Here is a 20,700-nt window from a genome sequence, read left to right as displayed (position 1 = left end):
GAACCGGCCGGGCGGATGTGTCCCGGTCGCTTGGCGGTAGGTCCGGTCGCCAAGTCGTGGATCGGTGTGTCCGAGGCGCGGGAGGTGCGGTGCATCGCATGGGTCATGGGGCGGGCCGGATCGCGCCGAAGACCGGGGCGGGCCTGGCGTAACGGGGCTGGGGCTTGTCCACGTGCCAAGCCAGCACCTCGGCGCGGCGCCAGCGCTTGGCCCGCGCGGCCTCGCGTCCACCAGACAGGTCGATCGGGGACGGGAACGGTTTGGCGCCACTCGGCAGGCGCCCTTTGCTCCACCGGTAGATGATCGAGGGGTCCGCGACGCCAACTAGCTCAGCCACCATTCGGGCCGTCAGGAGCGGCTCGGTCAGCGCGAGGTAATGTGCCTCTTCCTGCTCCTCGGCCAGTCCCAAGGCGCGCCAGACCACCGGCCAGCGGGTGGTGCCGCCCCGCAGGGGTATACCGAGATCGCGCAGCACGCGGGCCAGTGGTCGCGGGTCCGAGGGCCTTTGCGAGGCAACGGAAGGACGCATCGCATCGAGGGCGAAAAACCGAATGAGATCGGTACGGGAGATGGGTCTGTCGAGCATGGCCCGGGGGAATTAGGCCCCGGGGGCAAGCGGAAAAAATGACCAGGGAGGCTTGGCGCAGGTCCGGCGTGGCGCGGCAGATGCGCCTTGTCGGCGAGCGGACGGGCGGTCGAGCGCCGTCCCCTCAGCACTGATCCGGTGCCGGAAAAATACAGGTTTGGGCAGGGCCAACCCGTTGCCCAAACCATGCAAGCGTGGCCTCGATGACCAAGGCCACCGGGCCCTGTTGGCCGCGCGGACGGGCGCTGCGCATCCTGTCCGCCGGGTAGAGCGGACCGCGTGCCCCTACGGGGCATGGATCAGGTCCAACGTGATCCGGGCGCAGACAAGCCGACGTTTTTTCCGGTCCACGTCCTGGGCGTCCCACGTCCGGGAGCATGCTGCGTGAATTTTTTTCGAGAAAGTTGCGATCTCGTTTTTTTGTCTCCGAGGAATGAACCCAAATTCGGGATGTGACCCACACATTCCCCAATGGAGACGACCATGCTGACCATCACCCCCACCTTCTCGTACGTGTCGCCGCTCGCGCCCGAACTGCCCGAACAGACCACCACAGGGCTGCATTCCCTGAAGGGTGCGGTCGGGGGCGACCTTCTCGGCCTCATTCTCGGCCACAGCGCCGGGCCGCAATATCCCGGCGGTTCTGTGTCCGAGTACCTGTGCGCCATCGTAGCGACCGGCGACGGCCGCAGCTGCGATGGCGCTTTCACCAGCTTGAAGCCCGGTGCCCGTGCGGCGGTCCGCGCGCTCAAGACGTCTTGGTTTCGCAGCCATCGTCCTGCCCGCAGCTACCTTGCCCAGTTCGGCTGGACCGGCCTCCCGTGCGAGACGATGCATTTCAAGAACTTCACTGTCGGCGTTGCCTTCAGGGCCGGCGACGATCGCGGCCCAGGCGCCATCACCGACATTCAGGTGCTGATGCATGCCAAGCCGACACAGGACGTCGCCACACAGACCCTCGCGGAACTGCGGGGGCTCTTTGCCTTCCTGCGCATGATCAATCCCCATTTCCAGCACTACGCGTTCGAGCTTCCCGCGCCGGACGAACTGTCACTGCTGAAGATGGCCACGTAACCGACCTGCGCCGCGCAGTCATTTCGCACGACCAACCGAGCTGACAGCGCACACATGGGGGCGGCACGGATTGCGCCACCCCCATGCACCGATCTTTCGAACTGCGACACCTCGACTGCGCTGGCCCGATATCGCGTTGCGCCCTCCAGGGGGCGTGACGGCGATGCACCGAGGCGGGCGTCCCGCGCCGCGCCTCGGCAGCTCCCGCGCGAGAAACCGGAGCGCTCCGACGGAATGCCGAGCTATCCGCGCTGAAGGGCAGCCGCGATCTGCGCGCGCTGGCGCGCCTCTGTCTGCTGCACGTCCCGGATCAGGCTCAGTGCCATGTCCGCCTCATGCCGCCCGACAAGACGCAGAAGATCGACGACGGCGCATCCCGACAGTACGGCGCCCCCGAGATCGCCGGCGATGACCGCGACCGGACGACACCCCCACTGAGCCGGCATCGCCTGGAAACTCAGTCGCGCATTGCGCACCGTCACCATGTCGCGCAAGGCGACGGCCAGCGCCGCCTCGCGGACCGCCTCGGGGCTGTGCGACAGGCCCTGCGCAAACCAGCCCGTCAGACGGCGCGCCTGTGCGGGCAGGCCCTTCTCGATTGAGAAAAGCAGGTCGAAAGCGGGCCGCGTGCGTGCGGCGTATTCGGCGAGGTCGTGCGAAAGGGTTTGGTCGGTCATGCGTGGCTCCTGTGCAGCATGGGAAATGGCCCGGCCTGTGTGGCCCGGGGACGCCGCAAGCCACGTGCCCGTCGGCGCGACGGGGCCTGTGGCTGCTTGAGGCGGTCAAGTTGCGCGTGTGTCGTATCGGGGAGCCGTCCGACGACGGGCGTGCCACGTGCCCCGGCGATGAAGCGAGGACTGTCGAGCGCGACCCGGACCCGGCGTACGCCGACGAAGCGCGTCGGCCGGTCCAGCGACGCCAGGAGGAGGTCCGGCCCCGTGACGTGCAGTTCCTGGCCGCGATTGGCGCCGCTCCAGCGCGAGGTGCCATAGACGAGGACCGCCTCACCGGCCTCGTGATCGACGTCGACGACGAGACAGGGGCGTGCGCGCTCGGTCGTTGGCGCGTCGGGATAGGGAAAGCGGAAGGAGACGATGTCGCCAGCGGCGATGCCGACCTGCCAGGTTGCAGGTGGCGGGGTTTCGAGAGGGGTCATGATCCGGGGGGTCCTTTCTTGTGGATCGACCCGCCCGTCCTCTTTTTCCCCTTGGGCTTCCGGAGGTGCGGGCGTGTCACCGGGACCACGCCCGCACCCGCCGGAGCCCCCACCCCCTGACCCCTGCAGCGGTGGCCCGATCCAAACTGGATCGGAACGGGCCGGCGGTCAGCGCTCCCGACGCTCCCCCCCTGGCCGCTTGCTTCAGCCCTCTTCGCCGCGGATGTCTGTCTTTCGCGTCCTGTTTTCTCGTAGCCGCAAAAACCATGCCGAGGCCGACGGTGGCGTCTCGCGAGAAGCCCGCCCCCGTTGCGGCCCGGCTGGCAGCCAGTCCCGAGCGCAAGGCGGGCGACTGGCCGTTTTTCCGACCCGTTCACCTCCCCGACCCGCCCAATGGACTGGCTGCCAATCGCGGCATGCGCGCATGACGGCCAGGGAAACCTCAGTTGGCGGTCGGGGACCCGTGCCTTGGTCCCTCCAGGTAGGTCCTGTCAACGATGCCCCCGGCCGGACGCCGTATGGATTTCAGACCGAAACGGGTTTGGCGGCGTCCGGCAGCGCGCGCGTGAGATCCCAACGGACCTTGCGCAGCGTCTGCAACGTGCCCGGGAGGGCCTCGGGTTTGAGTTCGGCCCGCATCGTGGCATCGAGTACGATGACCTTGACCGTGTCCGTGTAGGTCTTCCCGAGGGCTTCATAGCGCCAGCTGGTCCCAGCATGGCGCAGCCGCAGCAGGACGCGATCGATCCCCGGAAGCCGTCCCTCCCAGTCGAGCAGCAGCACGACCTGCATTTCATGCAGCGCAGCGATTTTGTGCAGCGCACCCAGAAACGGTTTGCGAAGGTCGCTCCAAGCCAGGGCGCCTTGGCTGTCGCGCAGCGCATACAGGTCTTCCAGGAGGAACGCGATGCGGGGCGCGTTCATGCGCCGGACGATGGCAAGATGCACCCAGAGGTCGAGGTCGAACCGGCTTTTCAAGGTGGCCAGCGCAGCGATGTCGAGCAGACCGTAGTCCGAGTCGGAGAATAGCGCGGCGAAAGTGTCGTCGGCGAAGCGCCAGACGAGCTTGCGGTTGCGGTGCGCGAGGCGGATCTCCTGAAAGAGACCGGTGGCGGCCAGACGCGGCAGGGTATCGCGGATCACGCGGTTGCTGTTCGAGGCCTCAAGCCCGAGCCGCCGCCGCAAATCCATGCAGCTGGCCCGATATCCCGCGTCCGGCTGCAGGGCCGTGCCGCGATACCAGTCATCGGTCCTGCGGCAGGTCGCATGCAGGAGGACATGCAGCAGGCGGATCTCGGCGTCGCTCAACTCGACCTGGTCGAGCATCCAGCGCAGCGGCTCGGCGATGCGGTACATCCGGTCGCTCGGAATTCCGGTGGCATGGCGGGCCGCCGGCTCCGGGACTTCATGAATATGGTCTTGGTCGAATGGCATGATCTGCTCCTGTTGCGTCAGGGAGAAGATGGTTCGCGAGCCGCGGGTGCGGAAATTGCACCGAGTGGGCCATGCGCCTTGCCCGATACCATCCGTATTTTGGCACCCCGGTTGCGCGGAAATTCTGCCCGTAATTCCTTCTACGCTTCTTCCCCTGGGCGCGGACTCTTCCTGCAACGGCACCTCGTGTTCCCGTATGCGCCTAGACACAGGCCTGCATTACCGCCGGACGGCGGCGGTTAAAGGTAAGGAATAAAAGGAGAAAAGCGGGCCAGACACTTCAGACAGGAAGAAAAGATTAGACACCCCCGAAAAGGCACTCCGGGCGGGGTCAAGGCCCCGCCAGGACCGCGACGAAGGGAGTTTTTTTCCTGTCTGTCTTTGGTCGAAGTCAAAGGTGAAAATTCCGGGTGCTCCGAATTTCGGGGGGCCATGCTCTACGAGAGGACGCCCGGCCTCGGAAAAAACCGCGTGCAACATGCTGGCCTCCGACGCCGCGAAGGTGGACGAGGCCGTGCTCAAACGGTCAGGCCGCAGGGGCCCGTAATGGCAAAGTGGGTCATTCGAATTTTCTCGTTTGCGTGAAGCCGCGATCCAGTCGGGTCGCGGAGACTCCGAACTGGGGTCTTATGGAGAAGCGGTTCCAGCCCGTTCGCCGCGAAAACGACTGACGTCGCTTTTTGTCCAGTTGAGCGTTTACAGGTCCTCGGCGGGTCCGACAGGCGAACCGGCCTTGGCAAGTAGCGATACCCTTGCTCTGCAATGCGGACTATGCCGGCGGTCTGCCGCGTATCCTCGCACCTCTGGGCCGTGGTCCGCGGCGCATCATGGACGTCCCCCTATCCGATCCCGCAGAAGGGGCCGTCGGCACCGCCGCAGGCAGCGTGGCCGGCCTTTTCCTGTAGTTTCTCCTTGTTCTTCTTATTCAGGGAGGCATATTATATATATATAACAGTGACCTGTCATGAAGCCGGACGTGGAAATCCGGAGCAACGGCGCAGAAAGTCGGGCCAAGGACGCAGGATCTCGTACAAGGGACGCAGGATCTCGGACCCCAAAGCCCCGTCGGAAGGAAAGCGAAGGGAGCTGATCGAAGCGCGTCGTGGACTGTGTGGTGCAGGGGGTGAAGGCGGACAAAAGGATCCACCGCGCCATCGGGTATAGTTCGGCCGCCATCGGTGCGATGTCGATTCCACCACCTCCTCCCGTTGCCCTTCGCCTCCTCGCGACAGCGACCGCTGACCTCGGACACCGACCTCCGCGCGACCCCCCGTCGGGCGAGGCGTGACAAGCGTTTGCCGATCACGACGTGCTCATCCGCATCGGCAGGATCGACCGCACCTTGACCTTGGGCCGCGCGCTGAGATCGACCTTGCGGCACACGCCATCTCACCGGAATCCGGACGGATCTCGATGTCCCGGTCGGGTCCTTATGGCGTCCGCCGCGGTCCGAAGAGCAATCAGCCTGACGCGCCAGAAAGAGGGCGCTTCGATTTCCGCCCGAAATGAAACGGACCGATCTGGTCCTTACGAAGCTCGTAAGGACACCCGATGACCCTCCACGCCACGTTCTCTCCCGACACCCCGGCCGACCTCGGCCCGGAGTGCGCCTCGTCGTTCAACCCCGCCCTCATGGCCGAGATGCCGCAGCTGCTGCGCGAAGCGGCGCAGATCATTGCCGGCCTGTCCGAGGCGGAGGCCATCGAAGTTGCCCGTTCGGTGACCCAACTTGCGACCCGGACCGTCTGGACCGCGCGCGCGCCCGACCTGGCGCTCAGGACGTTTCCCTGTGCCGCGGTAGAGCCAGAGGTCATGCCGCTTCCGGTCCGCGCCCTTGCCCTGAAGGCCGGGCAGCTGGCGGCCTCAGTGCCGGCCTCCCAAGCCATCTGGATGCTCGGGGCGCTTTACACCGCGTTGCTGCCGCGTTCTGTCCGCAAGACGCAGGGCATCTACTACACGCCCCCGGCCCTGGCCGCGTTGATGGTGAACCGCGCCAGCGACGTCGGCACCGACTGGCATACGGCCAGAATCATCGATCCCGCCTGCGGTGCCGGTGCGCTCCTGCACCCCGCACTTGAGCGCATGCTGGCCAGTCTGGCAGGTCACGAGGCGCAGCACGTGCTCGACGAGATCGGCCGGCGCCTGCGCGGGGTCGATCTCGATCCTGTCGCGGCCTGGCTCGCGCAGGTGGGGATCGACATGCGCCTCTTGCCTTGGTGCCGACGCGCCAAGCGGCCTGCGCCCCGCGTCATCCATGCACGCGACGGCCTGATGCCGGGCGCGAGGAGGGACACTTCGACCTGGTGCTCGGCAATCCGCCCTATGGCCAGGTTCGGCTCGACACCGCGAGCCGGACCCGGTTCGCGCGCAGCGTCTGCGGCCGTGCCAACCTCTATGCGCTGTTCTTCCAGCGGGCCATCGAGTTGGCGCGCCCCGGCGGCGTGCTGATCCTGCTCACCCCCACCGGCTTCATGGGCGGCCAGTACTTCTGCAGCCTGCGGCAGTACCTCGCCGAGGAGGCCCCGCCGCTGTGCATCGACGTCGTCACGGACCGAAAAGGTGTCTTCGACGGCGTCCAGCAGGAAACGGTGGTGACCACCTGCCGCCGCGCAGGCCCGCGCGCGGCCGCCGTGATGCGCGCGCTTCACGTGCAGGGCGATATCATCGACGTGGAGCCTATCGGCTGCTTTCCTCTCCCGGCAGACGCGCAGGCGCCCTGGAGGCTGCCACGGCGGGGAACGCAGGCGCAGATCGCGGACGCCATGACGGGGATGTCCTGCCGTCTCGCCGACTGGGGCTACCGGGTGCGCTCGGGGCCAACCGATGGCAGCGATCGAACCCGGGATAGCGGCGCGGGGACCGCCGGCGCCGTGCCGATGCTCTGGCCCGAGGCGATCTCGGCGACCGGGCTGCACTGGCCCCTCGCCAAGCGCGGCCGCAGCGCCTGGTACCAGCCGCCGGCAAGGAAAAGCTGCTGGTGACGCAGCCGTGCGTCCTGCTGCAGCGGACCACCGCCCTCGAGCAGTCGCGCCGGCTCGTCGCCGCGGTCCTCGGGTCGGACATGCTGGATCCGCACGGGGCCGTGGCGGTCGAGAACCACGTGAACATCCTCGAGCCCACCGGGGACCGGCCAGCGGTGCCGCTTCCGGTGCTCTGCGCCCTGCTCAACAGCGCGGCGGCGAACGAGGCCTTTCGCTGCCTGAGCGGCTCCACCGCCGTATCGGCCTACGAGCTTGGCCATCTCCCGCTCCCCGATCCAGCCGCATTGGAGCCGCTTGCGGCCCTCGTGGCATCTCGTGCCCAGGCCGACGAAATCGAAGCCGAATGCAGGCGGCTCTATGCCGGGGACATCTCTCCCCTCGCGGGGCCGCCCTGTCGTGGTGTGAGGATCGGAGGCCGGCCGCACCGGGCGCCCTGCTCGGCCCTCCACTCCCCTGACCTGGCGTGTGCGCCGGGGCTGCCCTGGATCCGGGCCTGCGTCGCGCCTCTCAAGGCCGACGGGCCAAAGGAGCAGCTTGTCGTGTTGCCTGACACTGGAAGATCGGTCCGGATCCCATCCACCAGGATACGAGGTGCGCGAGGCAGCACCGCCTTTACCGCCGAGCACGGCTGAATTCTCACAGCCTCGAGCATCTTCGATGCTTGGGAAACTTGGACCCGGAGCCCGCACCGCCTACGAGAATGCGGCGCCAAGGCGAAGGCCGAGACGCACAATCCATCCATGTTCTCGCGATTTAGAAAAAGTAGGCGGTGCTGGATGGTGTGATCGTCGGTGTGTCTTTCCGCACCTGCACATCATAGACGATCCCGCCAATCTCCATCTCGACGGTGGTGAACATCTCGTATGAGTCGAGGGGCACCACGTCAGCATGGCGGGCGAAACCGAGTTCGCCGATTGCGCCCGCGATCAGGACAGAAATGAGGGTCAGGCCAAGGTGCTTCTTGCTCAGGATGGACATTCTGTCTGCCTCCGGTTTCGATGTTTTTCAGGTCGCATGACTAATCCGAATGGCAGGAATATGGCGGTGATGTTCGGACGCTACGTCTCGCCTTTTCAGAACGTTACGTCCTGTCAATCATCGCTGACCGCGCTACCGACCAATCCAATCTCGTTGGCATGGCCGCAGGTTCTCAGGGCGGCTGTTGTTCGGCTCGATCATGCCAACCGACCCCGGTAATACCCATGAAAAGCGGTTAGGTTTTCATGGCTTCTAACGCTTGACGGTTTAGTCAGACACAGTCAGGACGATTGCTTCCGAAAGGGGCTTAATTCGCTGAAAGCAGCCTCAAAAGTATCCGCGTATCGTGATCCTGCCCACCGAAGAACACCGCGAGGATGCGGAGAACTTCGGTCTCATCGTCGACGTCGAAGTAGAGGATGGCGCGATCCTTGGTGACATGCCGAATGCCGGAACCGAGATGCGGCGCCAGCGTCCCCTGATGCGGGGTACGCCCCAAGCCCTCCATCGTGGCCTCGATCGCCAGAACGCGGCGCATCGCCATGTCGAAAGCGGTCTCGGGGGGCTCACCCAACGTTTCGGCGCTGTTGGCGATAAAGTCGAAGATCAGCTCAAGATCGAGATCGACCGCAGCGGCACGCCGAACCTCATAGGTCACGTGCACCCCGTTTGCGAGCTATCATCTCCTCGGTATGGCGGCGGCCCTCCGCAAGACCGAACATCGGCCCGGACTGACGCTGAGCCAGCAAACTTTGCAGCGCGGCTTCGGTCTGCCCCTCCTTGCGCAGCATTTCAAGCCCCTGCTGGATGACGGCGCTGACACTGGGAAAGCGTCCCTCCTGCACCAACTGACGGGCATAGGCATCCTGTGCCTCGGTCAGTGAAACTGACGCCTTCACGCTCATGACATCCTCCGTTGCTACTCAGTAGTATATCTTGGCCCTCGGTTCTTATCAAGTATGAGGGCTTCTCAAGCGAATATCCGTGCGGGGATGTACTTCTCATTAGACCGAAAGGGAGCCCCAGCCGTTGGGGGAATGGGATGAACTGCCTTTCCCTCAAACCTGCGATTATCGGTGCGAAATGAGTGGAGGAAGGAGTATTCCGATGGATATCGTGGTTCTTGTTATCGAACTGAGCAAGGCCATTTGCACCAATACGGATCTCTGAAAACAACCGGTAAAATTTGACAGAACAGAAGAGCGGGTCGGTTTAAGGAACCGAAGCGGATGCACGCAATTGGTGTGGCAGTCATACCAGGAGGCCGTCCATGCGTTCGACTACGTTCCTCACATGTTTTGCCATAGCACTTCGCATCTTGCCTTTGCCCAAGCCGGGGCGGGCAGCAGCGAGCCCGCCTGAAGCCGATCATCAGTTTGCAATTGTTGCTTCCCCTTGTGCAGGATCGGCGGCGTCATCGGCCTCGTAGGACGGCGTCCGCATGTCGTCGCTGGCGATCGGGTAGACCGAAAGCACTTGGTCGAGCTGAATCAGTCCGGCGTCCCGAACATGGGCCGCCACGTTCAGCGCGAGGTTGTCGTCTGCGCTCTTGCCCGTGATGGCGAGCTGCTCGGCATCGGCGTTGAAGTCGCCCGAGTTCTCGACGATCCATTCATAGGCCGCGTTGGCGTCCTCGTGCTGCGCCGGGAAGATCGCGCCCGGAGCCTACCGGTAGGTGGCCAAGACCATCACCGCGTTCGTGCCGGCGGCCAAGGCACGGGCCGAAGCGTCGTAGACGTCGATGCCGGCGATCACCCAACCCAGCCGCCGCTGTGGAAATGGACGATTAGCGAGAACGACCCTTGCCTTCGTCGGGGGTTAGGCTGGCTGCGGGCTTTCTTGACCGACAGCTCCGAGATCGGCTTGGCACCGAGCTTTGTCGAGCACGGGCTGCATGTCATCGGTGGGCATGGTGAGCGCCGCCTCTGACATCATAATGCTCACTCCTCAACTGGCAGTGCGAACGTGATGACTTGATCACCCACCTGCAGCTTGAGGATCGGATTGCCGCCTGCGACGAAGCTCACATATTGCCGCCCCTCGTGCTCGTAGACGGCCGGGTTCGCCACTGCCGGGGCCTCAACCTGCCATTTCCACAACTCCTCGCCGGTCGCAGCCGAAAGTGCGCGCACATGCGCGTCCATCGAGGCACCAATGAAGATCACCCCGCCCGCTGTCACCGCCGGGCCGCCGAGCGTCGGGCTGCCCCAGCTCGCGGGTGCGTAGAAGCCCCATTGCTGGGTCATGCCAAAGGGCCGTTCCCAGAGCTGCTCTCCGGTGTTGAGGTCATAGGCAAGGATCGTGCCGAAGGGCGGCTTCCAGCATGGCAAACCCAAGGGCGTCAGGAAGTTGGTCAACTCGAAGCCGTAAGGCACGCCCTCCTGCGGGTAGAAGCCCTGCTCGGCGCCGCTTTCGCCCGCGATCTCCTCGTATTCCTCGCGCGGGATCATCCGCAGGATTTGCGCCACCTTCTGAGTGTTGACGTAGAAGGTGTTGGTCTCGGGATCGAGCGCACCGCCGCCCCACTGCATGCCGCCCGCCGTGCCCGGATACATCAGCGTGCCCTTGCCCTCAGCGGTGGGGGGCGTGAACAACCCCTCGTAGCGTAGCTCCTCAAGCGTGCGCGAGCAGTAGCCGAAGCTTGCAAGATCAGCGAGCCACCAGATGCCGGGCCAGGTGTCGGAGGTGTTGGTGGGTTTCGGGACATCGTAGAAGGGCTGCGTCGGCGCGGCCACTTCGCCCGGTAGGTCCGAAGCAGGCACGGGCCGCTCCTCCATGCCGAAGACCGGCTCGCCGGTCTCGCGATCAAGGACGTAGAGCATGCCCTGCTTAGAGGTCTGGACGAGCGCCGGGATCACCTCACCATCGCGTTCGATGTCCACCAGCGCGGGCGCCGCGCCGGTGTCGTAATCCCAGATGTCGTGATGTACGAGCTGACGCGACCAGATGATCTCGCCGGTGTTGGTATTCACCGCCGTGACGGAGGTGGCCAAGGGGAGCTCTTCGGTTCGATCGCCGCCATAGTAGTTGGGCGAGGGCGAGGAGACCGGCATGTAGAGGATGTCGCGCTCGGGATCCACGGTCATGTGGGTCCAGACATTGGCAGTGCCGGTGCGGTCCCACAGCTCCTTGGGGATGAAGTTCACGGTCCAGTCGAGCTCGCCGGTGCGCGCGTCCACTGCGAAGACGGTGCCGGGAGGGGCCTGCGCGCTCTCCCAATCCTTGCCTGCCCAGCCGATGAACAGGCGGCCCTCATGCGCCACGGGCGGTTGGAGCAGAGACAGCGGCCAGCGGTCGTTGGTGTCGTTCCATTGGTTCACGTCGAGGATGCCACCTTGCGCGAAATCCTCGCAGGGCTGACCGGTATCTGCGTCGACCGAATGCAGCTTGGCGTCCATCGTGCCGATATAGACGCGCTTGGCGCAAACACCGGTGGCCTCGGGATCGGCCCAGTAGGTGACGCCGCGGTTCTTGAGCGCAGGCTGGGTCAGCGCCTCGAGCCGGGCGCGGCTGTCGTAGGACCAGCGCTCCTCGCCCGTCGCGGGATCGAGCGCGAGGATGCGGTAGAACGGCGTGCCGAGATAGAGTGTCGCATTGGCATAGACCGGCGTGGCGGACCACACCGTCTGCGGCAGGTCGCCCGAGCCGTCGGAGACGTCGCCGGTCTCAACCTCCCAGACCGGTTCGAGGTCGTCGACGTTCATCGGCGTGATCTGCGCAAGCGGGCTGTACTTGCGTGCCTGCAAGTCGCCATGAAAACCGGGCCAGTCCTGCGCCTGCGCTTGCGGTGCGGGCAAGAGCGGCAGGGCAAAGAGTGCGAGCGCCATGAGGGGGCGCCGCCGCTCCCGGCCTTTGCGCGAGACAAGGTTCCAGACCGCGCCTACGGAGGCCGCGACCATCGCCCACATCAGCACGTCCTGCATCAGGAAGTACCCCGCCAGTGCGGTCAGGACGGACCCGAGCAGGATCAGCCATTTGAGTGTGAGGTTGAGGCCATGCGGCATCAACACGAAGAGCGCTGCCGCCGAGGCCGCAGCGACTGCGACTGTCCCGGCCAGCGCCAGCGCCGCACCCGCAGTGCCTGCCACGCCGCTGTCCTGCCAGAGATAGGCGACAAGCGCCGCCACGAAGGCAATGATCGCGCCGATCAAGGTCAATCCCAGTCCAGGCTGGCGATCTCGATGCGTCATACGGTTCCCTCACATTTCCGAGGCCAACGCGAGGCTTGATGGCGGGTTCCTTTTGCCGACAAAGCGCAGATTCTGAGATCACACTTTATGGACAATCAAGATTGGTCGTTTCACGCATCTCAATAATGGGTGCTCTGAAACTCTACCTTGGTCCGCCGAAATCCGAAACTCTCGGCCTTCGCAGCACACTTCTGCGCTTCAGGTCGGCTGACCGGAATATGCGGGCGCTTGTAAAGGTGAGTTCCTGACCTTTCAGGAGCGGTCGCTTGAGGTTATCCCAACCGGACGACGTCGAACGCCCTCGACTCCTCAAGATGCGAGATAGGTGTTGAACCACGCGACGGTCCGATCCCAGGCCAGCTGAGCAGCCTCCTCGTCGTAGCGCGGGGTGGAATCGTTGTGAAACCCATGGTTCACGTCCGGGTAGATATGGGCCTCGAAGATCTTCTCGTTCTCGATCAGGGCTTTCTCGTAGGTCGGCCAGCCTTCGTTGATCCGATCATCGAGTGCCGCGTAGTGCAGCAGCAGCGGCGCCTCGATCTTCGAAACATCCGCCGCGGCGGGTTGTCGGCCATAGAATGGCACCGACGCCGCCATCTCGGGATAGCCACGGCCAGTGCGTTGCACACGCCACCACCGTAGCAGAACCCGACCGCGCCAACCTTGCCGGTCGAGTCCCCGCGCGCCATCAGGTGCTCGAAGCCCGCGAAGAAGTCGTTCATCAGCTTTTCGCCGTCGACCGAACTTTGCAGCTCCCGGCCCTCGGCATCATTGCCGGGATAGCCGCCGACGCTCGACAACCCGTCGGGCGCGAGGGCCATGAACCCGGCCTTGGCCAAGCGGCGTGCGACGTCCTCGATATAGGGGTTCAGGCCACGGTTCTCGTGGACCACGAGCACGGCGGGCAGTTCGCCCTCGGCGGCGCTCGGTCGGACCAGATAGCCGCGCACCTCGCCGTGCCCGTTCGGCGATGGGTAAGTGATGTATTCGGCGGTGATGTCGGGATCGTTGAACGAGACCTGCTCGGCCAGCGCGTAGTTCGGGCTCAGTATGTTGAGCAAGGCGGCTGCGGTCAGCCCGCCCACAGCCCATTTGCCGGCACGATCGAGAAACTCGCGCTTGGTGATCTTTCCGTGGGCGTAGAAGTCGTAGAGATCGAGCAGATCCTGGTCGAAATCCTTGGCGGTCATGCGGGTCATGGTGATCCTCCCTTCAATACCTGTTCAACGGCTGGCGCGGATAGAGACAGGATCGCCGCCTCGAGGATGCGCGTGTCAGAGCGGACGACGGGAGGCGGTCCAAGCCGCCTCCCGCAGGAATGTCACATGTCCGGCATGAGCACCGTGTCGACGGCGTGGATCACACCGTTCGAGGCCTCGATGTCAGCGGTCACGACATTGGCGTCGTTCACCGTCACGCCACCCTCGGTGCCAATCGTGACCATGCCGCCTTCGACCGTCTCGGCCTCCATGCCGTCGGTGAGGTCGCCCGACATCACCGCGCCGGGCACGACGTGGTAGGTCAGAATGGCAGTGAGCCGCTCCATATTTTCGGGCATCAGCAGCTCGTCAACGGTGCCCTCGGGCAGCGCGGCGAAGGCTTCGTCGGTCGGCGCGAAGACGGTGAACGGGCCTTCGCCCTTCAGGGTCTCCACCAGACCGGCCGCCTCGACCGCGGCGACGAGGGTCGAGAAGTTCTCGGCACCGGCGGCGGTATCGACGATGTCCATGGCCTCCATCGAGTGGCTTTCGGCATAGGCCGAGGTTGCCACGACCGTTGCGGCGGTGATCGAGAGAAAAGTTCTGCGGATCATGGGTCGCTCCTGTGACTGCGCCGAAATGGCGATGCGGGAGGAATCAGTACGCCGGATCGCAATAGGGATACGCCAGGCAGTCGCTTCTTATCACATTATTGCATAGGAAGCCTTCATTTTTGGGCAAACTGGTTGTTTGGGGGGCAGCGACATAGGACGGGTGAATAGCCCGGTGGTTCAGGAACGCCACTTCCCTAATTTTGAGGCAAGGAGGCCCTGCTGAGCGGCATTAGGTTCACTGAGGAGTTCAATCGGGACGCGGTCGCGCAGATCACCGAGTAAGGCCATCTGGTCAGAGAGGCGCCTCAGCGGTTCAGGGTCAACGCGAGTGTCAGATCTTCTGTGTACGAGGGCCTTGGTCCATGCGTTCCTTGACCTGCAAAGCATCGTTTCATGTGTCGGCGGGGAGACAGCAGAATATAATAGTCCGTCTGCTCGCGCGTCCGGGCTTCGCGAACATCGTAAGTCTATTGCATCATCATCGGCACCATTGTTGAGGCGCCAAATGATCAAATTCATATTTCATATCGAATAAATCAAAAATTCAAGAACTTCTTCCGTATTTCAATCCAATGCAAGGCGCCTACATGGAAAAGATAGTCGACGTTATTGCGCCAAAAAATACTTTTGACCTGCTGCTGAAAGTGCTGGCGCTTATTATCTCATTCACGGCATTCGACTATTTTGCAGATCGGGCGACTCAGAGCATAACAGGAGAAAGCGTCAGCATTGAATTAATTATAACATTACTTGTCGCGGCGCCATTTGGATTCTTCGTGATGGGAGTGATGGCCGTCCAGCGTAGATTGAAAGAGAGATTGAAGAAAATAGCCGAGACAGATCAACTGACTGGATTGGCGAACCGACAGGCATTTTTGGAAATCTCTCACAGGAAGCTATCGGAACAGCCCAGCTCAACAGTCCTGATGATCGATGTGGACCACTTCAAGGCTGTAAATGATGAATACGGCCATTCTGTCGGAGATTTTTCTCTTTGCCGTGTAGGCAAACACTTGACTGACAATACGCGTGCTGGAGACGTAGTCGGCAGGTTGGGAGGAGAAGAATTTGCCGTGCTATTGGTTAATGCCGACAAAGCTACAGCACTAACTGTGTCAACGCGTATCTGTCAGCCCATCAATATTAATGACATAGAAGATCTGGATGGAAACGCAATATCCTTTGATCTATCGATGTCAGTGGGGGGCGTCATCGCGCTACCAGGTCAAAATCTGACTGAACTGATTCGCAATGCCGACAATGCGCTGTACAGCGCGAAATCCACGGGACGGGCACGGACAGTGTTCTACAAGCAGGAATTACGACACCATGAAAATGGTGCCGTGGCTTGCGAACCCATTTCCTTCTAATCTCGCGGTAAGAAGGCCATGAACTCCATTGCAGAGAACCAGGCTCATAGTCAATTCCGCTGATGACGTGGATTCCCCCCACTTGACGGCATCGCAATGTGCCGCCGTGACGTGTGTGAAGCGGCGCTGTTGCGTTGAACCCGAGCAGGCCGAAGTTTTTCCACTCCCGTCGGGCTTCACGCCACGATTTCGGCTTGGACAAGTGGCTGTGAGATATCCAAGGCTACCTATCCATGTCGGTCATGCTTTTCGCGAGGCTCAGCAGTGCCTGCTTTTGCCTGTCTGGCAAGGACATCCAAATTCGGAGCAATTCGGCCGAACCGCGATCCGGGAACGTCGATAGCATCAGGCCCGGCTGTTCCTGGCCCTCGAAGAAGTAGGTGATGGGCAGGTCGAGCGCTTGGCAATGTCCCAGAGCCGTGAAGCCGAAACCCGGTTCATCCCGGTTTCATACTTTTGTATTTGCTGGAACCTGCATTCGACCGCATCCCCCAAGTCGTGCTGCGACTTTCCTCTCATCCAGCGGCCGTAGCGGATGCGACTGCCGACGTGCTTGTCAATGGGGTGGGTCATGTCGTCCGTTCCGGTAGGTTCATGAGCACGAGGGGCGCTGCGTCGCTGCCTGATCCAGGAAATCATGCCGCTACCCATCTCAACGTAAGGTAGTATCGGAGATGATCGAACGGAACGTGCGTGGTTAACGCAATGACCCGACGTTCTCTCCATCGCGTCAAGGGATCGTTATGTCGTGCGCTACCGTGACGACATCACCCGCAAGTCGTCGTAGCTTTTACATCCGTGATGAAAGACGTCGGTGCGCGGCTGATCAGGATCAACAGGTCGCAGCACTTGGGCGACAAGATGATCTCATGATCGAACACTCGACGGCCATGCAGATCCAGCAGATCCGACATCACAACGATCGCCCTCTCCTCTTGGGCCATGATGCTTCGATACGAGGCCCACGGGGATGCAATGTCTTCCAGTCGAATCCACCGCAAGCGCGGAAGCCCTGCCAGCCGCGTCAGCGCCTTCGGGCCGAACAGGCCGTATCGGACTTCCCGCCCTGCGGTGTAGACGACGGCGCTCTTGCTGTTCCATCGCTCGAATGAACTGACGCTTCCCATGTCCTCCGGTTTGGCGGCAAACTGTTAACGAGCCGTTAACGGTCGCATGGAGGCAGCCATGACGCCGCCGGTGCCACCGCCATATGCGATGCATGAGCGGACATGTCCCTTCGCCGCTCAACAGGCCATCGCGGCCCTGCCGTTCCGGGAAACGCCCTACTGGTGGTCGATCGCCACCTCCCGGCATCTGGGGATCTACCGGCCCCATGCCGGAGTCTGCACCTGGACGGCGCGCTACCTGTCAGTGGACAAACTCTACAAGCAGAAAGCTCTCGGTCCTGCCTTGGACGCGGGCCAGGGCGCTATGGGTTTTGGGGTCGCGCTGAGGCTCGCCGAGGCATGGTTCGCTGCCCCTGACGTCGCCAACAAGGCGCATACGGCCCGGCCGGTTGAGCGGATGACGGGTGTCAGCTTCTGTCCCCTCGGGGATCTCTACACGGTTGGCCATGCTCTCGCCGACTACACCGCCTGGACGAAGATCGCGCATTCGCCGGGCGGGCACTACAACACGCTGGCACTCATCAACCATCATCTGGCGGACGAACTGCTGTTCGTAGCGGCCGACGCGGTCACTCCTCATCATCTCCGGCGGCTGGCGCATCGTGTTCTGGAGCGCCCGCCGAAGTTCGGCTTCCAGCGCGAGCGGCCGAAGGTGCGGCTATGCGATCTTACCTCGGAGGATCTTCGACGCCGCAAGCTTACCTTCAACAGCCTGGTGACGATCCTGCGCATGGCGCTTCGTCTTGCTTGGGAAAACGGGCATCTGGATGCGGAGCGCACGTGGCGCTGCTTGCGACGGCTACCGGTGAACCACACGCCCCGCCGGGACTTCCTCGACCGCCCTCAATGCCAACGCCTGCTCGGTGAGTGCTCGCCGGCCTTGCGGCGCTTGGTGATGGCCGCCCTCTATACCGGCTGTCGCATCGGCGAGCTGGGACAGCTGCGTGTGGAAGACGTCGCCTACCAGATCTACGGCCTGCGCATTCCGGCCTTCAAGCGAAGTCCTGCCCGTTTCGTTTTCCTGCCAGACGAAGGCATGGCCTTCTTTCAGCAATGCTGCGTGGGAAGGGCCCCCCGGGATCATGTCCTGCTCTCAGAGTCTGGCAGGATCTGGCGACGCCAGCACGCTGGACCATTTCGGCTCGCTGCCGCCCGAGCCGGCCTGCCCTCCACCTTCGTCTTTCATGGTCTGCGGCATACCTATGCCAGCGACCTCATCTGCCACGGCGTGCCGCTGGAAGTCGTGGCTCGCCAGCTTGGTCACGCCGATACGCGAACGGTCGCGTCGACCTACGGGCATCTCGCCGAGCGATACCGGGAGGAGATGATCCGCAGCAGGTTCTCGGCGCTGGTCACTGATCCCTTTGAGGGCAGGTCAACTCGGTAGCAACAGATGGCTCAATCCGAAGTGCTTGTCTGAAGGCGATCAGCCGCGCCGTTTCAGGACTGGGCGCCTGCCAACGACGGTATGGCCTTGACTGCGCGACCCTACTTCGCTCCCAAGAGGTGCGGCAATTTCCCCCTACACAACCGGAGCGAGCTATGCGCACATGGGCGCATCTGCTCTCGAGAAGGTGCCGCATGAGTTTTCTCCGCGCAATCGCGATCTCCGCCACCATTGCCATTCCCACGCTTGGCGCAGCCGATCCGGTGAAGATGTCGACCTCGGCGATCTGCCACTGCCCCGGCGGCGCCTACTATGCGCGGACAAAGAACTTCCATCCCTTCCCCTCCATACAGGCTTGTCTCGAAGCAGGCGGACGACACCCCAAGAAAGGCCAAGGTGCCTGCGAGCTCGCGTCCTCTGCGCCCGCTCTCAGCCAGCCCACTGCCAACGCCGTCATCGTCTCGGCTGGAAACGGCAGCTACGACCGGGACCTGTTCGGTGGCTGGGCCGATGACGACGGTGACTGCCAAAACACCCGGCATGAGCTTCTGGCCGAGCTATCCACCGGACCGATCCGCTACTCGGGCGACGGCTGCCGTGTCGAGCGAGGTCGCTGGAACGACCCCTATTCGGGGCGGATTCACCTCGACGCCGCGGCGCTCGATGTCGATCACCTTGTGCCACTGGCCTACGCTTGGGGCCATGGTGCCAATGCATGGGCGGAGGAAAAGCGGCGTCGGTTCGCGAACGACCCGGTGAACCTGTTCGCCGTTGAGGCGTCGGCGAACCGGCAGAAAGGGGCCTCGGGCCCGCTCGAATGGCTACCAGAAGATGCAGGTTTCCATTGCCAGTATCTCCTCCGCTTTACCCGGGTTTCGGAATCCTATGGCCTTACGTTCCCTCCCGGCGAGGCCGACGCTATTTACGGGCTCGTTCGAGAGAAGTGCGAGAACTGAGCTGGTCTCTGATCCAAGGTTTTGGACCAGTCAAAACGGGCGGATACCGGCCTTTCGCCGCACCTCGCCTGAACGGCAGCTATTTGGACGCCCTCGCTACCCGTTCAGGCTTAGCCGGCCCCTCATTGAGAACATCGAGCAACGGGCAGTCAGGAGTGTCGGACCCGGTGCAGCGCACGATGGTCTGTGTGAGAATGGCCTCGATCGCCTGAAGGTCTCGGATCTTGGCGCGGACCACGTCGAGATGGTGGCGCCCCATCCGTTCCACCTCGGCGCAGGTATGGCTGCCGCGATCGACGAGGGACAGCAGGCCGCGGATCTCCTCCATGGTGAAGCCGAGATCCCGGGCCCGCATCACGAAATTCAGCCGCTCCACGTGCGCCAAGCCGTAGCGACGATGGCCCGATGAGGTGCGCGGCGGATCGGGCATCAGGCCGACGCTCTCGTAGTAGCGGATCGTCTCGAGGTTGCAGCCGGTCAGTCGGGCGAGATCGGAGCGCTTCAGGTCGCTCGCAGCGGCGTGATCGTCCGGCATCGGATTTCCCCTTGATCCTGTAGCTACTACAGACCCTACCTTGGCGGTCATCGAGCGACAACGGGGCGAGGCGATGACAGCGGAGACGATCGAGACTGAACGACGGACAGGTGAAAGATCCGATAGGAGCGGGTGGGCTGCGACCGGCGCCGGGGTGCTCGGCGCGCTGGCGATGACCTCCTGCTGCATCCTGCCGTTGGTGCTGGTCAGCCTCGGCGTTACCGGCGTCTTCATCGGCCAGCTCACCGCGCTCTACGCCTACAAGTGGGTGACCTTCTCCTTCGCGGCAGCGGCGCTCAGCTATGGCTTCTGGAAGGCCTACCGACCGGTGCCCGCCAAAGACTGCGGCACCGGTGCCTGCGCTCGCCCCGTGGATCGAGACTTGATGCGGGGGCTTCTCTGGGGCGCCCTCGCCGTGGTGCTGCTGGCCCTCGCTTTCCCCTATGTCGCACCCCGCATCCTGACCTTCTGAACCGGAGCCCCCAGCCAATGAAACACCTCCTGCTCGCCGCATCGCTCAGCTTCGCACCGGTCGCGCTCCAAGCCGAAGAAGCCGAGACCCGGTTGCACGTCACGAGTCTGACCTGTCCGTCATGCAGCTACATCGTCGCCGCCACACTCAAGCGCATCGACACGGTGGAGATCGCGGAATTCGCCGAGGGCGAGGCCGAGGATGGCCTCTATGTCTTGCACTACGACGACGCCGTCACGAACCCCGAGGCGCTGATCGCCGCTGTCACCGGCGTCGGTTACGGGGCCTCGCTCGCCACCGGGAGCGGGTCATGACCCAGCCCGAGACGCCCTCCGACAAGAACGACCGCCTGCTGAAATACGGGCTGATCGGCACCGTCGTCGCGGCGCTGTGCTGCTTCACCCCGATCCTGGTGGTCCTGCTGAGCGCGGTCGGGCTGTCGGCCCTGCTGGGCTGGCTCGACATCGTTCTGCTGCCAGCGCTTGCGGTGTTCGTCGGCATCACCCTCTATGCGCTCTGGCGGCGCCAACGCACCAACTGAGAGAGACTGCCATGAGAGATTGCTGCACCCCCAAGTGCGGCGCCTACGACCTCGCCGTGATCGGCGCCGGGTCGGCCGGCTTCTCGGCTGCCATCACCGC

General features: G+C 63.5%; 22 protein-coding genes and 2 pseudogenes. 10 read left to right on the top strand and 14 right to left on the bottom strand.

Annotated elements, in window-relative coordinates; all coding sequences use genetic code 11:
- Positions 1-103 precede the first annotated feature (103 nt).
- Positions 104-529, bottom strand: a complete 426-nt coding sequence (locus tag MBELCI_RS12965; protein WP_131505553.1) for a hypothetical protein — start codon at positions 527-529, stop codon at positions 104-106.
- Positions 530-1,069: 540 nt separating this feature from the next.
- Between MBELCI_RS12965 and MBELCI_RS12960 the strand changes: the two genes are divergently transcribed.
- Positions 1,070-1,660, top strand: a complete 591-nt coding sequence (locus MBELCI_RS12960) for a hypothetical protein (RefSeq protein WP_021694691.1) — start codon at positions 1,070-1,072, stop codon at positions 1,658-1,660.
- 242 nt (positions 1,661-1,902) lie between these two features.
- Here MBELCI_RS12960 and MBELCI_RS12955 read toward each other — a convergent pair whose 3' ends face one another.
- The 3 genes from MBELCI_RS12955 to MBELCI_RS12945 all read right to left on the bottom strand — a co-directional run bounded on the left by MBELCI_RS12955 (position 1,903) and on the right by MBELCI_RS12945 (position 4,250).
- Entirely contained in the window at positions 1,903-2,337 is a 435-nt protein-coding gene (locus MBELCI_RS12955; protein WP_021694690.1) for a hypothetical protein, read from the bottom strand.
- Positions 2,334-2,816, bottom strand: coding sequence for a hypothetical protein (locus MBELCI_RS20770; protein WP_021694689.1), 483 nt, complete (start codon positions 2,814-2,816; stop codon positions 2,334-2,336). The genes MBELCI_RS12955 and MBELCI_RS20770 overlap by 4 nt, the downstream gene beginning before the upstream one ends.
- A 525-nt stretch (positions 2,817-3,341) precedes the next feature.
- Entirely contained in the window at positions 3,342-4,250 is a 909-nt protein-coding gene (locus tag MBELCI_RS12945; RefSeq protein WP_045320137.1) for a hypothetical protein, read from the bottom strand.
- A gap of 1,551 nt (positions 4,251-5,801) precedes the next feature.
- Between MBELCI_RS12945 and MBELCI_RS22625 the strand changes: the two are divergent.
- The 3 genes and pseudogenes from MBELCI_RS22625 to MBELCI_RS19415 all read left to right on the top strand — a co-directional run.
- Positions 5,802-6,332 (top strand): annotated as a pseudogene (locus tag MBELCI_RS22625) (N-6 DNA methylase); the annotation flags it as partial.
- Between the two features lie 134 nt (positions 6,333-6,466).
- Positions 6,467-7,231, top strand: coding sequence for an Eco57I restriction-modification methylase domain-containing protein (locus MBELCI_RS19420; protein ID WP_369385454.1), 765 nt, complete (start codon positions 6,467-6,469; stop codon positions 7,229-7,231).
- Complete coding sequence (locus MBELCI_RS19415; protein WP_052512734.1) at positions 7,228-7,863, top strand: hypothetical protein; 636 nt, start codon at positions 7,228-7,230, stop codon at positions 7,861-7,863. Before MBELCI_RS19420 ends, MBELCI_RS19415 begins: the two co-directional genes overlap by 4 nt.
- 121 nt (positions 7,864-7,984) lie before the next feature.
- Here the strand turns inward: MBELCI_RS19415 and MBELCI_RS12935 are convergent, their stop codons facing one another.
- The 7 genes and pseudogenes from MBELCI_RS12935 to MBELCI_RS12905 all read right to left on the bottom strand — a co-directional run bounded on the left by MBELCI_RS12935 (position 7,985) and on the right by MBELCI_RS12905 (position 14,212).
- Positions 7,985-8,209 carry a hypothetical protein gene (locus tag MBELCI_RS12935; protein ID WP_021694685.1) on the bottom strand — a complete coding sequence of 75 codons (225 nt, stop codon included), beginning with the start codon at positions 8,207-8,209 and terminating at the stop codon, positions 7,985-7,987.
- 307 nt (positions 8,210-8,516) lie between these two features.
- Complete coding sequence (locus MBELCI_RS12930; RefSeq protein ID WP_045320136.1) at positions 8,517-8,867, bottom strand: type II toxin-antitoxin system RelE/ParE family toxin; 351 nt, start codon at positions 8,865-8,867, stop codon at positions 8,517-8,519.
- A complete protein-coding gene (locus MBELCI_RS12925) occupies positions 8,857-9,114 on the bottom strand; it encodes a ribbon-helix-helix domain-containing protein (protein WP_021694683.1) in 258 nt (85 codons plus the stop codon). The genes MBELCI_RS12930 and MBELCI_RS12925 overlap by 11 nt, the downstream gene beginning before the upstream one ends.
- A gap of 466 nt (positions 9,115-9,580) precedes the next feature.
- Positions 9,581-9,817 carry an alpha/beta hydrolase fold domain-containing protein gene (locus MBELCI_RS22620; protein ID WP_369385453.1) on the bottom strand — a complete coding sequence of 79 codons (237 nt, stop codon included), beginning with the start codon at positions 9,815-9,817 and terminating at the stop codon, positions 9,581-9,583.
- Between the two features lie 332 nt (positions 9,818-10,149).
- Positions 10,150-12,360 (bottom strand): pyrroloquinoline quinone-dependent dehydrogenase, encoded by a 2,211-nt coding sequence (locus MBELCI_RS12915; RefSeq protein WP_235047641.1) that lies wholly within the window; start codon positions 12,358-12,360, stop codon positions 10,150-10,152.
- A gap of 348 nt (positions 12,361-12,708) precedes the next feature.
- Positions 12,709-13,598, bottom strand: a pseudogene (gene yghX / locus MBELCI_RS12910) (YghX family hydrolase).
- A gap of 122 nt (positions 13,599-13,720) precedes the next feature.
- Positions 13,721-14,212, bottom strand: coding sequence for a fasciclin domain-containing protein (locus MBELCI_RS12905; RefSeq protein ID WP_021694678.1), 492 nt, complete (start codon positions 14,210-14,212; stop codon positions 13,721-13,723).
- A gap of 587 nt (positions 14,213-14,799) precedes the next feature.
- Between MBELCI_RS12905 and MBELCI_RS19975 the strand changes: the two genes are divergently transcribed.
- Complete coding sequence (locus tag MBELCI_RS19975; protein WP_158497387.1) at positions 14,800-15,582, top strand: GGDEF domain-containing protein; 783 nt, start codon at positions 14,800-14,802, stop codon at positions 15,580-15,582.
- Between the two features lie 345 nt (positions 15,583-15,927).
- On the opposite strand, the gene MBELCI_RS22955 is transcribed toward MBELCI_RS19975, so the two are convergent.
- Positions 15,928-16,101, bottom strand: coding sequence for a helix-turn-helix domain-containing protein (locus MBELCI_RS22955; protein WP_439645928.1), 174 nt, complete (start codon positions 16,099-16,101; stop codon positions 15,928-15,930).
- A 248-nt stretch (positions 16,102-16,349) separates the two neighbouring features.
- The gene (locus tag MBELCI_RS12900; RefSeq protein ID WP_045320134.1) at positions 16,350-16,709 is read right to left on the bottom strand and encodes a hypothetical protein; all 360 of its coding nucleotides are present in this window, start codon (positions 16,707-16,709) and stop codon (positions 16,350-16,352) included.
- A gap of 58 nt (positions 16,710-16,767) precedes the next feature.
- Between MBELCI_RS12900 and MBELCI_RS12895 the strand changes: the two genes are divergently transcribed.
- Positions 16,768-18,096 (top strand): tyrosine-type recombinase/integrase, encoded by a 1,329-nt coding sequence (locus MBELCI_RS12895; RefSeq protein ID WP_021694675.1) that lies wholly within the window; start codon positions 16,768-16,770, stop codon positions 18,094-18,096.
- 194 nt (positions 18,097-18,290) lie between these two features.
- Positions 18,291-19,052 (top strand): HNH endonuclease family protein, encoded by a 762-nt coding sequence (locus MBELCI_RS12890; RefSeq protein ID WP_045320133.1) that lies wholly within the window; start codon positions 18,291-18,293, stop codon positions 19,050-19,052.
- Between the two features lie 79 nt (positions 19,053-19,131).
- Here MBELCI_RS12890 and MBELCI_RS12885 read toward each other — a convergent pair whose 3' ends face one another.
- Entirely contained in the window at positions 19,132-19,587 is a 456-nt protein-coding gene (locus tag MBELCI_RS12885) for a MerR family transcriptional regulator (protein ID WP_021694673.1), read from the bottom strand.
- Between the two features lie 73 nt (positions 19,588-19,660).
- Between MBELCI_RS12885 and MBELCI_RS12880 the strand changes: the two genes are divergently transcribed.
- Genes MBELCI_RS12880 through merF form a run of 3 tightly spaced genes read left to right on the top strand, consistent with a single transcriptional unit; the run spans position 19,661 to position 20,600 of the window.
- Positions 19,661-20,059 carry a mercuric transporter MerT family protein gene (locus tag MBELCI_RS12880; RefSeq protein ID WP_045320146.1) on the top strand — a complete coding sequence of 133 codons (399 nt, stop codon included), beginning with the start codon at positions 19,661-19,663 and terminating at the stop codon, positions 20,057-20,059.
- Between the two features lie 17 nt (positions 20,060-20,076).
- On the top strand, positions 20,077-20,373 hold the full coding sequence (locus MBELCI_RS12875) for a heavy-metal-associated domain-containing protein (RefSeq protein ID WP_021694671.1): 297 nt from the start codon (positions 20,077-20,079) through the stop codon (positions 20,371-20,373).
- Positions 20,370-20,600, top strand: coding sequence for a mercury resistance system transport protein MerF (gene merF, locus MBELCI_RS12870; protein ID WP_021694670.1), 231 nt, complete (start codon positions 20,370-20,372; stop codon positions 20,598-20,600). The genes MBELCI_RS12875 and merF overlap by 4 nt, the downstream gene beginning before the upstream one ends.
- The last annotated feature ends 100 nt before the right edge of the window (positions 20,601-20,700 follow it).

Origin of the sequence: Limimaricola cinnabarinus LL-001, from assembly GCF_000466965.1 — a bacterium.
Classification (GTDB): domain Bacteria; phylum Pseudomonadota; class Alphaproteobacteria; order Rhodobacterales; family Rhodobacteraceae; genus Limimaricola; species Limimaricola cinnabarinus.
This window is presented reverse-complemented; position numbering and strand designations above follow the sequence as displayed.